Here is a 13,983-nt window from a genome sequence, read left to right as displayed (position 1 = left end):
CTGAAACTGCAAATAGCGAAACAAAATGAATTTTAATCCTTATAAACGGTCTTGCCCCCCCGGGGGAAATCTGGCATGTTCCCCCAGCTCGGAATAGGGCAGGAATACTGTCCCTTTTTTCGGGTCCCGAGGTTACTCGCTAGGCCGTGGCCAATCCGCGGCAATCGCCGGATATGGGGGAGGCACCACAGACACCGGCACCTCATGCGAGAGCCTGCGGACAGGCTCACGACTGCCTTGCGGCCCTGTGCGGCAGGCAGAAACAGGGCATCACCGGCGAAGCGGGAGGCTTGCTTTCGCCAGAAGACGGTTCGCTTTGTGGAAGCGAAGCGTTAAAACTACGACAGAGCCGCGGCACAGGCTGAGGGAGATCTGCGTGTCTTGCCCCAAGAGGGGAAAGGTGCGCACATGCAACCTGAGGACGGCTGCGGAAACACTGGATTACAGTGAGGGCGCATATGATGAAGAGTGAGCTGACCACCAGCACAGCCATGGCCGTAGCAGGGCGCGAGGGAGCGGAAAAAGCCCGCACCGCGACCACTATCGCCACGCGTCTGCGCGAGGCGGCAGATAAAGGGCTCTACAATCCTTCTCGCGAACACGACGCCTGCGGTGTCGGCTTCATTGCGCATCTCAAAGGTCAGAAATCGCACAAGGTCGTCGCGGACGGCCTGAACATCCTCGAAAACCTCACCCATCGCGGTGCGGTTGGCGCCGATCCGCTGATGGGCGACGGTGCAGGGATGCTCGTGCAGATCCCGCATGACTTCTTCAAGGCTGAACTGTCCGTGCAGGGGGTGGCCCTGCCGGAGCCGGGCCAGTATGGCGTCGGCTTCCTGTTCCTGCCGCAGGACGCGGCCCTGCGCGCCAAGTGCGTGGAAATCGTCGAGCGCGTTGTCGCCGCTGAAGGCCAGAAGGTCCTCGGCTGGCGTGACGTGCCGGTCGACAACTCGTCCCTGTCCAAGGCCCCGGACATTGCCGCCACCGAGCCCTATTCCCGCCAGCTCTTCATTGGCGCGGCTGATGGCATCGACCAGACCACCTTCGAGCGCCGCCTGTTCATCCTGCGCAAGGTGATCTCGAATGTCGTGCGCGCCGAGAGCGACGCGGTGAAGCACGGCTTCTATGTGGTCTCCATGTCCAGCCGCACGCTGGTCTACAAGGGCATGTTCCTGGCCTACCAGCTGGGCGCCTATTACAAGGACCTGAAGGACGAGCGCTTCACCTCGGCCCTCGCCCTCGTGCACCAGCGCTTCTCCACCAACACGTTCCCGTCCTGGGATCTCGCCCACCCCTACCGCATGGTGGCGCATAACGGCGAGATCAACACCCTGCGCGGCAACGTCAACTGGATGGCCGCCCGTCAGGCGTCCGTGTCCTCGCCGCTGTTCGGCGACGACATCACCAAGCTGTGGCCGATCTCCTACGAAGGCCAGTCGGACACCGCCTGTTTCGACAACGCGCTGGAATTCCTCGTCATGGGCGGCTACTCGCTGGCCCATGCGGCGATGATGCTGATCCCGGAAGCCTGGGCCGGCAACCCGCTGATGGACGAGAACCGCCGCGCCTTCTACGCCTATCACGCAGCCATCATGGAGCCGTGGGACGGCCCGGCTGCCGTGGCCTTCACCGATGGCCGCCAGATCGGCGCGACGCTGGACCGCAACGGCCTGCGTCCGGCCCGCTACATCGTCACCGATGATGATTATGTCATCATGTCCTCGGAAGTGGGCGTTCTGCCGATCCCGGACGAGAAGATCGTCAAGAAGTGGCGCCTGCAGCCGGGCAAGATGCTGCTCATCGATCTGGAAGAAGGCCGCATCGTCTCCGACGACGAGATCAAGCGTCAGCTGTCCACTGCCAACCCCTACAAGGACTGGCTGCACCGCTCACAGATCGTGCTTGAGGACATGCCGGGCGTGCGCGAGCGCGCTCCGGTGGCCGGTGAAAGCCTGCTCGACCGCCAGCAGGCCTTTGGCTACACCCAGGAAGACATCAAGCTGCTGATGCAGCCGATGGCGACCGTGGGACAGGAAGCCGTGGGCTCCATGGGCACGGACACGCCGATTTCGGCGCTCTCCGACAAGTCGAAGCTGCTTTACACCTACTTCAAGCAGAACTTCGCGCAGGTGACGAACCCGCCGATCGACCCAATCCGCGAAGAGCTGGTGATGAGCCTCGTCTCCTTCATCGGCCCGCGCCCGAACCTGTTCGACCTCAAGGGCCTGTCGCACGCCAAGCGCCTGGAAGTCCGCCAGCCGATCCTCACCAACGAGGATCTGGAAAAGATCCGCCGCATCGGCGACATCGCGGACAACCACTTCTCGGCCAAGACGCTCGACATCACCTATTCCGCAGCGCGCGGCGCCGAGGGCATGGAAGATGCGCTGGAGGAACTGTGCCAGCGGGCCGAGAAGGCCGTGCGGGACGGTGACAACATCATCATCCTGTCGGACCGCCTGATCAGCCGCGCCCGCATCGCCATTCCGGCACTGCTGGCCACCGCTGCCGTGCACCATCACCTGATCCGCAAGGGCCTGCGCACCTCCGTGGGCCTCGTGGTGGAGACCGGTGAAGCGCGCGAGATCCATCACTTCTGCGTGCTGGCCGGCTACGGCGCCGAGGCGATCAACCCCTATCTCGCCTTCGAGACCCTGCTCTCGATGCACCACGAAATGGATTTCCCCGAGGAAGTCGATGCCGATGAAGTGGTCTACCGCTACATCAAGTCGATCGACAAGGGCATCCTCAAGGTCATGTCCAAGATGGGCATCTCGACCTACCAGTCCTATTGTGGTGCGCAGATCTTCGACGCCATCGGCCTGTCCTCTGCCTTCGTCGAGAAGTACTTCTTCGGCACGGCGACGACCATCGAAGGCATCGGCCTGAAGGAAGTGGCGCAGGAAACCGTCATGCGCCACCAGATGGCCTTCGAGGATGTCGCCATCCTGCGCCGGTCGCTGGAAGTGGGCGGTGAATACGCCTACCGCATCCGTGGCGAAAGCCACATGTGGACGCCAGACTCCATCGCCACCCTGCAGCACGCCGTGCGCGGCAACCTGCCGGACAAGTACCGCGAGTTCGCCGAGCTTTCCAACAAGGAAACCGGCCGTTTCTCGATCCGTGGCATGTTCCGCATCAAGAGCGCGGAAGAGCTGGGCCGCAAGCCCATCTCCATCGACGAGGTGGAACCGGCTGAAAATATCGTCCGCCGCTTCGTCACCGGCGCCATGTCCTTCGGCTCGATCAGCCGCGAGGCGCATACGTCGCTGGCCATCGCCATGAACAAGATCGGCGGCAAGTCGAACACCGGTGAAGGCGGCGAGGAAGCCGAGCGCTTCAAGCCGCTGCCGGATGGCTCGATGAACCCGCAGCGTTCCGCCATCAAGCAGATCGCGTCCGGCCGTTTCGGTGTGACCACCGAATATCTGGTCAATGCCGACATGCTGCAGATCAAGGTGGCCCAGGGCGCCAAGCCCGGTGAGGGTGGCCAGCTGCCGGGCCACAAGGTGGATGCGGTCATCGCCAAGGTGCGTCACTCGACGCCGGGCGTGGGCCTGATTTCGCCCCCGCCGCACCATGACATCTACTCGATCGAAGATCTGGCGCAGCTGATCTACGACCTGAAGAACGTGAACCCGGAAGCCGACATCTCCGTGAAGCTGGTGTCGGAAGTGGGTGTCGGCACGGTGGCCGCTGGCGTTGCCAAGGCCCGCGCCGACCACATCACGATCTCCGGTTATGACGGCGGCACCGGCGCTTCGCCGCTGACCTCGATCAAGCACGCCGGCAGCCCCTGGGAAATCGGCCTTGCCGAGACCCAGCAGACGCTGGTGCTCAACGGCCTGCGCTCCCGCGTGGCGCTGCAGGTGGATGGCGGCCTGAAGACCGGCCGTGACGTGCTCATCGGCGCCCTTCTGGGTGCGGACGAGTTCGGCTTTGCCACCGCGCCGCTGATCGCCGCAGGCTGCCTGATGATGCGCAAGTGCCACCTCAACACCTGCCCGGTTGGCATCGCCACCCAGGACCCGGTGCTGCGCAAGCGCTTCAAGGGCACGCCGGAGCACGTGATCAACTACTTCTTCTTCGTCGCGGAAGAGCTGCGCGAGCTGATGGCCTCTCTCGGCGTTGCCAACCTCAATGAGATCATCGGCCGCTCCGACTTCCTCGACAAGGACACTGCCATCGACCACTGGAAGGCGAAGGGCCTCGACTTCAGCCGCATCTTCTTCCAGCCGAAGGCAGCTCCGGAAGAAACCCGCTGGACCCAGCGCCAGGAGCATCCGATCACGGATATTCTGGACCGCCGCCTCATCGCGGCTGCCCGCCCGGCGCTGGAAGACAAGACGCCGACCATCATCGAGGAGACCATCTGCTCGGTCGACCGGTCTGCCGGGGCCATGCTCTCGGGCGAAGTGGCCAAGCGCTACGGCCACAAGGGCCTTGCAGCGGACACGCTGAAGATCAACCTGAAGGGCACTGCCGGTCAGGCCTTCGGCGCCTTCCTCGCCCGCGGCATCACCATGGAACTGCGGGGCGATGCCAACGACTACGTCGGCAAGGGCCTGTCGGGCGGCAAGATCATCGTGCGTCCGTCGGACAAGGCACGGATCGTGCCGGAAGAATCCATCATCGTCGGCAACACCGTGCTTTACGGCGCGACCGAAGGTGAGTGCTACTTCCGCGGCGTTGCGGGCGAGCGTTTCGCCGTGCGCAACTCCGGTGCGATTGCGGTGGTCGAGGGCGTGGGTGACCACGGCTGCGAATACATGACCGGCGGCATTGTCGTCGTCATCGGCCAGACCGGGCGCAACTTCGCAGCCGGCATGTCGGGCGGTATCGCCTATGTGCTGGATGAGGAAGGCACCTTCTCCTCCCGCTGCAACCTTGCGATGGTCGATATCGAGCCGGTGGCCGAGGAAGACGACCTTCTGGAGAAGCTGCACCACCATGGCGGCGATATCGAGCACAAGGGCCGCGTGGACGTGACGGGCGACATGACCCGCCACGACGACGAGCGCCTGCGCCAGCTCCTGCTCAACCATGTGACCCACACCGGCTCCACCAAGGCTCAGGCGATCCTGGATGCCTGGGATGTGTACAGGCCGAAATTCGTCAAGGTGATGCCCGTCGAGTACCGCCGGGCCTTGCGCGAGATGGAAGAAAAACGGCTCGGTATGGTAGCGGCAGAATAAACCCGCCACCTGCGCCCGGCCCTCGCGGCAGACGCTGAGGGCCGGCACCACCCGGCAACAGCGCCGTCTCCCGGACAAACGGTCGAGGCGGCTGAGGACGAAACGAGTTTTGAGGAGGTCACCTTGGGCAAGGTCACCGGATTTTTGGAAATCGACCGGCAGGAGCAGAAGTACCAGCCGGCATCCGACCGCATCCGCCATTTCCGCGAGTTCACCCTGCCGCTGAACCAGAGCGAGGTCGAGCGTCAGGCGGCCCGCTGCATGGATTGCGGCATCCCCTATTGCCACGGCCCCACCGGCTGCCCCGTGCACAACCAGATCCCGGACTGGAACGATCTGGTCTATCAGGGCGACTGGGAACTGGCCCTGCGCAACCTGCATTCGACCAACAACTTCCCGGAGTTCACCGGCCGCGTCTGCCCCGCCCCCTGCGAGGAAGCCTGCACGCTGAACCTTGAGGACGTGCCGGTCAGCATCAAGACCATCGAGCAGGCCATTGCCGACAAGGGCTGGAAGGAAGGCTGGATCCGCGCCGAACCCTCCGCCACCAAGACCGGCAAGACCGTTGCCGTCATCGGCTCCGGCCCGGCCGGCTTGGCCGCTGCCCAGCAGCTGGCCCGCGCCGGGCACACCGTCCATGTCTATGAGCGCGAGCCCAAGGCCGGCGGCCTGCTGCGTTATGGCATTCCGGACTTCAAGATGGAAAAGCGCCACATCGACCTGCGCGTCAAGCAGCTGGAAGAAGAAGGCGTCACCTTCCACTATGGTGTCAACGTCGGTGTCACCGTCACCATGGAAGAACTGTCCGAGCGCCATGACGCGGTGATCATCTGCGCCGGTGCCGAGCGTCCGCGTGATCCGGGCGTCCCCGGCATGGAGCTGGAAGGCTGCCACTGGGCGATGGACTATCTGGTCCAGCAGAACCGCCGCGTCGGCGGCGAGGATGTCTCCGGCGAGGCGCCGATCTGGGCTGCGGGCAAGCATGTGGTCGTCATCGGCGGCGGCGACACCGCCTCCGACTGCGTCGGCACGGCCTTCCGACAGGGTGCCCTGTCAGTGACCCAGCTCGACATCCGCCCGATCCCGCCGCTGAAGGAAGACAAGCTGACCGTGTGGCCCTACTGGCCGACGAAGTTCCGCACCTCTTCCTCCCAGGCTGAAGGCGCCGAGCGCGAATTCTCCGCCGCCACCCTCGGCCTCATCGGCGAGGACGGGCACATCGTCGGCGTCAAATGCGCCCGCGTGGACGAAAAGCGCAAGCCGATCCCCGGCACGGAGTTCATCCTGCGCGCTGATCTGGTGATGGCCGCCATCGGCTTCTCCGGCCCGCGCCTCGACACCTTCATCGCCGAGCTGGACGGCAAACTGGAGCTGGATGGCCGCACCAACGTGAAGGCCAACACCGAGGACTACAAGACGAGCTATGCCAACGTCTTTGCCGCCGGCGACGTGCGCCGCGGCCAGTCGCTGGTCGTCTGGGCCATCCGCGAAGGCCGCCAGGCCGCCCGCGCCGTGGACGAATTCCTCACCGGCTCCTCCAACCTGCCCCGTTAGGCAGCAGGCGGAACAGCGCAATCCTCAGGAGCGGCCACCAGGCCGCTCCTTTTGTTTTGGGACATGGCCAATACCAGGATTTTCGATGGTGACGCATCGCGCCTTTGAAATGGCTCGGGCGCCGCATGGGCTTGGCCAGCCCGCCGTGAGCCAGGCTCTTGAGAACCAGCGTCTGGAGCTGCTCACCCCGGCTCTCTGCGGCCGGGGCCGCCACCGTCCGGTCCTGCGCGCCCAGCCCCGCCGCAAGCCGTCTAAGGCTTCCTGTCAAACCGCTCCTGTGCAGCGGCAAGATCGCCTTGATGCGCAACGGCCCAATCGTAAAGAGCCAGAAATGGATCCTGCAACGTCCGGCCCAGCGGCGTGATCGAATATTCGACGGCAACCGGCGACGTGGCTGTCACCGTCCGCTGCACCAGCCCGTTTCTTTCCAGCTTGCGCAGCGCCTCAGTCAGCGCCTTCTGGGTAATCCCGTCGAGGCGGCGCTTGAGAGCATTGAAGCGCTTCGGCTCCTCGCAGAGAAAGGTCAGGATCAGAATAGACCACTTGTGGGCTATCTGTTCGAGCACCGGTCTGACGCCCGGCAGTGTTTCGAGAACACGCTCTTCTGTATAGGACATCCGGTTTCCTTGACGATACCTAGGATACATTAAGTGCGTAATTGACACTTAGTACACGATATATACCTGTGTTGAAGCAATTCGTCATCCTCATAAGGAAAATCGCCTTGACACATTCAAACCTCAAGAAACCTGGAACAGCCATCGTGACCGGAGCTTCCTCCGGGATTGGCAGAATGTATGCCGAGCGTCTTGCGGCGCGCGGATATGACCTCGTGCTGGTTGCCCGGCGGCAGGACCGCTTGCAGCACATTGCCGGGGAATTGCAGCAGCAGTTCCCGGTTTCCGCCAGAGCGCTGGCCGCCGATCTCACCACCAATGAAGGGGTCTCTGCGGTGACGCAGCTCCTGTCGGACGATCCTTCCATTTCACTTATCATCAACAATGCCGGCTTCTCTGCTCTGAAGCCTCTCACACAGACACCTGATGCCACAATCGGGAGCATGATCGCCCTGAACATTACGGCCCTGACCGCCCTGTCGAAAGCCGCGCTCGCGGCGTTCAAGGGCCGCAATGCCGGAACGATTGTCAATATCGGGTCCGGCGCCGGTTTCAGCCCCTATCCCGGCATTCCTGTTTACGGCTCCACCAAGGCCTATGTATTCCTCTTCACCCAGAGCCTGCAGCACGAAGCCGAAGGCACTTCGGTCAGGGTTCAGCTGGTGCTGCCCGGTGCGGTCATTTCCGAAGGCTGGGAAGTCGCCGGAGGCGCAGACCTTGAGCCTCTGCCGGAGGCAATCGTCATGACCACGGAGGATTGTGTCGATGCGGCGCTCTCAGGCCTTGAACAAGGGGAAACCATCACCGCACCGTCGCTGCACGACACGTCTCTGCTGTCGGACTACGTTGCTCTGTCCGGCAGGCTGTTGCAGGCGATGTTTGATGGCAAACCTGCCGAACGCTACAAGCTGGCCAGATAGCAGCTGCCGGCGCAGCTGGTGACGCCAGGCTCCAGCGGGTTGCGGCAACCGGAGACCTTGTTCAAGGGCGGCCGCAACTGACACCGGGGCAGAGCCGGCCTTCAGAGCGCCAGAACCCGGGATGCCCCAATCCGTCAATTCGGCACAGTACCCGTGAAATCCACGCGGCCGGGAGTGGGAGCGCCGGTGTCGCCTGTGGCCAGGAACTTGCGGGCGAGGCGGGCGGCGGCTTCGGTTTCCACCGGAGGCAGGATCTGGGGTTCGTTGGCATCGCCCGCCAGATGGTCCTCTGCCGACAGGGCGCGTCCGGTCAGGACGATGAAATTCGGATCGTCTGCCACGCCTTCAAAGGCGAGCCCGCCGTAGCCGCCAAGCACACGGGCAAGCTCCCGCTCGACGAAAAACGCCACCTTGCGGGCACCGGCCCAGGTAAAGCCAACGCCATCATTGGCGCGCAGGCGGCGGCGCTGGCCGTCCACATCCGGCCCGAAGGCAGTATAGGCCTCGTTGTCATCCAGGAACATCTTCCAGATGTCCACATAGGTTGAACGGGTCATGGCGGCTTCGCTCTGAAGCAGATCGTTGATCAGCGTAAAGCCGGGATCAAGCCGGGCGGCTTCGGTCGGCGGCAGGCCCACCAGCAGCAGAGGCTTGCGCTCCTGCCGCATGGCCAGCGCCAGGGCGCGCAGCTTCTTGCGGTATTCCGCCTTGAAGGCATCGCTGCCAAAGGGCACCAGACCGCCATCCGGCTGCGGCAGATCCTTGAGATCGGCATAGCCGAAGACAGCCACGACCGCCTTGACGCCGCCGCCGCGGATGCGCGAGACCGCCCGTTCCGTCCACGCCGGGTCCGGCTCTCCCATCAGGCCATCAGGCCGGACGGCCGGCTGTGCCGCCCCGGTGCCGCCCTCGGGAGACGCGGCCGGTGAAGCCGCGGGCGCCTCTGTGAGAAGTTCAACCCGGATCATCGGCTTCTGTGCAAATATGGAGGTCAACCCTTCGGCAAGGGCTGCGGCCGTTGGCCCGCCGAGCACGAGCACAACACCTGCATCCGGCTCCTTCGGCGCTTCCACGACTTTGGGAGGGGTATTGCTGGGGGCGGCAGGGGCTTTCTTGCGCACCACAGGCTTGGCCTCCTGCACCCGCACCTCGGGCCGGGACACGCCGAACAGGCGCATGAGCGGGCGCAGCGGGTTGAAGCCATCTTCGGAAGGGGGAGGCGGAATGGGGCGCCCCTGCGCCAGCACAGCCCCCTGCAGCACCGGCAGAACAACCAGAGCTGCAAGGAGAATGGCAAGCCAGCGCATCCTGAACGAAAGAAGCGGCACCCGGAAACCTCCATCTGAACAAGGTCAGACTATAGGCAATCCGGCGCCGCTCCGGAAGTGCTACACCAACTCTCGATGCGTTCGGCTCATCGAGAGTTGGTCAAGCCCGTATGGTGCTTGAGCCTTTTCAAGGCGTGATGCGTCAGCATCGAAAGCCTTGGTATTAGCTGCCGCTGCCGATCCTGGACAGCAGCATGACCGAGGCATAGCCATCCGGGATCAGGCCGCGCGACTTCTGGAAGGCGCGGATGGCGCGGCGGGTTGCCGGACCTGCCAGACCATCCGGCTCGCCAGCCTGGAAGCCTTTACGGTTGAGAGCTGCCTGCAACTGCATGGTCTGGTCCTTGTTGAGCGGCAGATGCTCCCGCGCCCAGTCCCCGGCAAAGGCATCGCCGCCCCGGATCCGGTCGGCCAGATGGCCAACGGCCAGTGCATAGGCGGTGGCATTGTTGTAGCGCTTGATGACAGAGAAGTTCTTCAGCATCAGGAAACTCGGGCCAGCCGCCCCGGCCGGCAGCACCAGCACGGCGGTGTCATCGGCACGCGGGAAGCCGCGGCCGTTGGGCCGCACGACACCAAGCCGCGACCATTCGGCCAGCGTCTTGGATGTGGTGTCATCCGCCAGCGAATAATCGAAGCCGCGCGGCAGGCTGACCTCATAGCCCCAGGTCTTGCCCGGCTGCCAGCCGTGTTCCTTCAGGTAATTGGCGGTGGAAGCCAGAGCATCGGGAATGGAGGTCCAGATATCGCGGCGGCCGTCGCCATCGAAATCGGCAGCATAGCGCTTCCAGCTCGACGGCATGAACTGGGTGTGGCCCATGGCACCGGCCCAGGAACCGATCATGTCCTTGTGGCGCACATGGCCGGCCTGAATGATGCCCAGGGCCGAGACCAGCTCGCCCTGCCAGAACTCACGGCGGCGCGGCGCCTCATAGGCCAGTGTCGCCAGCGCACGGATCACATCATGGCCGCCCATGAAGCTGCCGTAGTTGGTTTCCATGCCCCAGACAGCCAGCACCACTTCGCGCTGCACGCCGTAGCGGGCCTCGATCTCGCGCAGAACGGCGGCATGCTCACGCAGCATCTTCTGGCCATTCTCGATCCGCGTGGGGGAAACCGCGCTTTCGAGATAGTCCCACACCGGTTTCACGAATTCGGACTGGCGCGACATCAGGCGCACCGTGTCCGGATCAGGCGTCATGCCGGTGAAAACGGCGTTGTAGGTCTGGCTGCTGATCCCTGCCGCCTGTGCCTGCGGCCAGAAATTGCGAACCCACGTCTGAAAGCCCGCATCCGCGAGCGCAGAGCCAGCCTGCATCATCCCTCCAGCAGCAAGCAGCACGGCGGCGGCAAGGCCGCGAGCCTTTTTGGCGATCCGGCCCATTGGCCGGGACACATCCTGTCCGGTCAAACCGTTGTTCGTCATTCAGGCCTCCTTAATGCCCGGAATGCCCCCGCACCCCATGTTGGCAAGCTGATCTTCTGGCCTCATCGGCTCACCGGCGTATCCGGACGCCCGCCTGGATGCGGTTTTCATCGTAATCCGCACCGGGGATTGAGCTGTCAAAGGTCCGATAGGTATATGTCCCCGTCAAGGCAACGTTGCGGGTAAGGGCATAGGTTGCTCCCGCCAGCGCGCTGGCGGTTGCCTCTTCGATACCCACGCCCTGATAGTGGCGCCGCGCATAGCCCGCACCCGCCTGCGCCACCAGCCTCTCGGACAGGGCATGGGACACGCGCAGGTCCGCGCTGTAGAGGATCGAGCCGGAAGATCCGGCCAGATCCGACGGGCTGAGCGTTGTGGTCAGGCCGGCCGTGACGGTGGTCAGCCGCGTCGGCGACCAGACGAGCGAACCGTCGATGGTCAGGCCGGCCAGATCCTGAAGCTGGCGGCTGTCCAGCCGCTCCACCCGCCATCCGGCCGCCACTTCGCCCGCAAGCTTTGGCCCGGCGGCAATGGTCACGCCGCTGCGCAGGGCATAGCCGCTGGCATCACGGCGGATGCAAGGGGCAGCGCAATCCTCATCGAAGGAGCGGCGCAGAGCGGTCACTTCGGCAAAGGGCTGCAGTATTGCGCCCGTGCGGGCATCCAGCCGCAGTGTCGCAGAATAAAGCGTGTTGTCGCGTCCGCTGCGGTCTGTCCCGCTCTGCCCCTCGGAATACATCGTCCGGGCCACATCACCGCGCAGGGTGGCTGCCAGAATGCCCGCCTCCCGGGTCACGCCCAGCGAGGCATTCACCACATTGACATCGCCTTCCCCATTCGGGTTCTCCGCCGTGGATGTGTCTTCACGCGAATAGGAATGGCCGAGTGCGCTGTTGATCTGCGTGCTGTCCCCGGCATCAAGCCGCAGCGCCGCTCTGGCCTCGATGGAAGGCTCGCTCCGCACGCTGCTGCCGGGATAGGCCGCATAGGAGCCGCGCAACGATACATCCAGCTGATGCCGGGACCAGTCCGAGCGGATCTGCAGGTCGGGTGCAACGGAGTAGAGCGCGCTGGCACGCCCGCTGGAAGAGCCGGCCGCATTGTCCGACCAGCCGCCGGAGACCGTCAATTGCGGCACAACCGTAAAGGTGCCCACCCGCAGCCCCAAAGGCGCATCATAGGTGGTTTCACCGTCAAACACATCGTTGCCGAGGGCGCCGCCCTGCCCGCCATTGGCGCTGACCCGGCGCACGGCATTGACCCGGCCGGAGAAGGGCCGCGTCTGGCTCTGGCGGCCGGTGCCGACAAGCCCGGCAGAGCCAGCCTCTTCCGGGCCGCCGATCAGGGAGTAGACCTGCGCCTGCGTCGGATTGACCGGCGGCAGGGAGCCTGTGGCCGAAGGCGCCGCGCCACCAGCCGGTGGCAGAGCCTGTCCGCCGGTGCTGTCCATGGCCTGCCCGCTGCCATCAAAGGTGCTGGTGCGCAGTCCCGTTGCGCCCATGGACGGACTGCCGGCCACCTGCGCAGCCGCAGGCAACGCGCTCAAGGCGCTCACAAGCAGGCAGGAGAAAAACTGGCGCATCATCAAAAGCCGGACCGGGACCCATGGGTACAATTCGTCTCAAAATGCGGGATACATGGTTAACCACGGGTTTCCGTGCCGTAAATTGGCATTGCCAGAGGGTTACCGCTGACCCGTCCGGGCAGGCATCATCCACCCGGATGCTTGCGCCGCCGCCGCCGCTGGCATAGACAGGCCTCAGTCCGCACAAGCCTCAGCCCGCACAATGGCTGAGGTCCGCAGCGCAACAGGACAAAGCCATGCACAGCGCCAGCCTTACCGACACCGCCCCCTCATCACTTTCAAGTGAGGACCGCGAAACTTTAGCTTCAGCGGACCGGACGCTCGGCACGGAGCTGGCAGCTCTGACCTCCCTGCGCGATGCGCTGCAGGACAGCCTGGCTCAGCCCTTCACCCGTGCGGTGGCGCTGCTGCATGGCATTGCAGGCCGCGTCATCATTTCCGGCATCGGCAAAAGCGGCCACATCGGCACCAAGATTGCCGCCTCCATGGCCTCCACCGGCACGCCCGCGTTCTTCGTCCATGCCAGCGAGGCCAGTCACGGCGACCTTGGCATGATCACGCAGAATGATGCGGTGGTTGCCCTGTCCTGGTCCGGCGAAACGCCGGAACTCGCCAGCATCATCGCCTATACCCGCCGATTCAAGGTGCCGCTGATCGCCATCACTTCATCGGCCACCAGCGCGCTCGGCAAGGCAGCCGATGTCGTCCTCGCCCTGCCGCAGGTGGTGGAAGCCTGCCCGCATGGCCTTGCGCCGACGTCCTCGACGCTGCTGCAACTGGCCATCGGCGATGCCCTGACCGTGGCTCTTCTGGAGGCGCGCGGCTTCACGGCGCAGGATTTCCGCGTCTTCCATCCGGGCGGCAAGCTGGGAGCGAGCCTCCGGCTTGCCCGCGACATCATGCACAAGGGCGATGCCATGCCGCTCACGGTGGAAGGCACGCGGATGCGTGATGCCATCGTGCTGATGACACAGAAGGGCTTTGGCGTCGCCGGTGTCACGGATCAGGCCGGCAATCTCACCGGCATCGTCACCGACGGTGACCTGCGCCGTCACATGAGCAGCAATTTCCTCGACAAGACCGTCGATGAAATCATGACCCGGCGGCCGAAATCCGTGCCGGGCGACATGTTGTCAGGTGCCGTTCTGGAGTTCCTCAACACGGCGGCAATCACCTCGATCTTCGTCGTGGAAGATGGCAAGCCTGCCGGCATCATCCACATGCACGATCTCTTGCGCATCGGCGCGGCCTGACGCAAGGGCTGCTTAACGCAGAAACCTCAATTCACGGCCCGATTAGGGATTGATTAGCCTAGTTTCTCTAAGCTCTCGCCAGAGTGTTCGGCCTCCCCGGCCTTT

Annotated in this window: 8 protein-coding genes; 4 read left to right on the top strand and 4 right to left on the bottom strand. The window is 64.2% G+C overall.

The window, feature by feature from the left end:
- Positions 1-458 precede the first annotated feature (458 nt).
- Positions 459-5,195: a glutamate synthase large subunit gene (gltB, locus tag ASC48_RS12185; protein ID WP_055456012.1), complete on the top strand. Its 4,737-nt coding sequence runs from the start codon at positions 459-461 to the stop codon at positions 5,193-5,195.
- A 123-nt stretch (positions 5,196-5,318) separates the two neighbouring features.
- On the top strand, positions 5,319-6,749 hold the full coding sequence (locus ASC48_RS12180; protein WP_055456011.1) for a glutamate synthase subunit beta: 1,431 nt from the start codon (positions 5,319-5,321) through the stop codon (positions 6,747-6,749).
- Positions 6,750-7,000: 251 nt separating this feature from the next.
- On the opposite strand, the gene ASC48_RS12175 is transcribed toward ASC48_RS12180, so the two are convergent.
- On the bottom strand, positions 7,001-7,366 hold the full coding sequence (locus ASC48_RS12175) for a winged helix-turn-helix transcriptional regulator (protein WP_055456010.1): 366 nt from the start codon (positions 7,364-7,366) through the stop codon (positions 7,001-7,003).
- A 68-nt stretch (positions 7,367-7,434) separates the two neighbouring features.
- Between ASC48_RS12175 and ASC48_RS12170 the strand changes: the two genes are divergently transcribed.
- Positions 7,435-8,286, top strand: coding sequence for an SDR family NAD(P)-dependent oxidoreductase (locus ASC48_RS12170; RefSeq protein ID WP_341860380.1), 852 nt, complete (start codon positions 7,435-7,437; stop codon positions 8,284-8,286).
- Between the two features lie 134 nt (positions 8,287-8,420).
- Here ASC48_RS12170 and ASC48_RS12165 read toward each other — a convergent pair whose 3' ends face one another.
- From ASC48_RS12165 to ASC48_RS12155, 3 genes are all read right to left on the bottom strand, one after another.
- The gene (locus ASC48_RS12165; protein ID WP_208975693.1) at positions 8,421-9,614 is read right to left on the bottom strand and encodes an SGNH/GDSL hydrolase family protein; all 1,194 of its coding nucleotides are present in this window, start codon (positions 9,612-9,614) and stop codon (positions 8,421-8,423) included.
- A gap of 163 nt (positions 9,615-9,777) precedes the next feature.
- Complete coding sequence (locus tag ASC48_RS12160) at positions 9,778-10,998, bottom strand: lytic murein transglycosylase (protein WP_055456007.1); 1,221 nt, start codon at positions 10,996-10,998, stop codon at positions 9,778-9,780.
- A gap of 112 nt (positions 10,999-11,110) precedes the next feature.
- Entirely contained in the window at positions 11,111-12,541 is a 1,431-nt protein-coding gene (locus tag ASC48_RS12155; RefSeq protein ID WP_208975692.1) for an outer membrane beta-barrel protein, read from the bottom strand.
- A gap of 320 nt (positions 12,542-12,861) precedes the next feature.
- Here ASC48_RS12155 and ASC48_RS12150 point away from each other — a divergent pair, with 320 nt between their 5' ends.
- Positions 12,862-13,878 carry a KpsF/GutQ family sugar-phosphate isomerase gene (locus ASC48_RS12150; RefSeq protein WP_055456006.1) on the top strand — a complete coding sequence of 339 codons (1,017 nt, stop codon included), beginning with the start codon at positions 12,862-12,864 and terminating at the stop codon, positions 13,876-13,878.
- The last annotated feature ends 105 nt before the right edge of the window (positions 13,879-13,983 follow it).

Source organism: Pannonibacter indicus, from assembly GCF_001418225.1.
In the GTDB taxonomy this organism is placed as follows: domain Bacteria; phylum Pseudomonadota; class Alphaproteobacteria; order Rhizobiales; family Stappiaceae; genus Pannonibacter; species Pannonibacter indicus.
This window is presented reverse-complemented; position numbering and strand designations above follow the sequence as displayed.

Coding starts and splice junctions, on each gene's coding strand:
- ASC48_RS12160 (WP_055456007.1), bottom strand. CDS start 10,998: ATGGGCCGGATCGCCAAAAAGGCTCGCGGCCTTGCCGCCGCCGTGCTG.
- ASC48_RS12155 (WP_208975692.1), bottom strand. CDS start 12,541: ATGGGCGCAACGGGACTGCGCACCAGCACCTTTGATGGCAGCGGGCAG.
- ASC48_RS12175 (WP_055456010.1), bottom strand. CDS start 7,366: ATGTCCTATACAGAAGAGCGTGTTCTCGAAACACTGCCGGGCGTCAGA.
- ASC48_RS12150 (WP_055456006.1), top strand. CDS start 12,862: ATGCACAGCGCCAGCCTTACCGACACCGCCCCCTCATCACTTTCAAGT.
- gltB (WP_055456012.1), top strand. CDS start 459: ATGATGAAGAGTGAGCTGACCACCAGCACAGCCATGGCCGTAGCAGGG.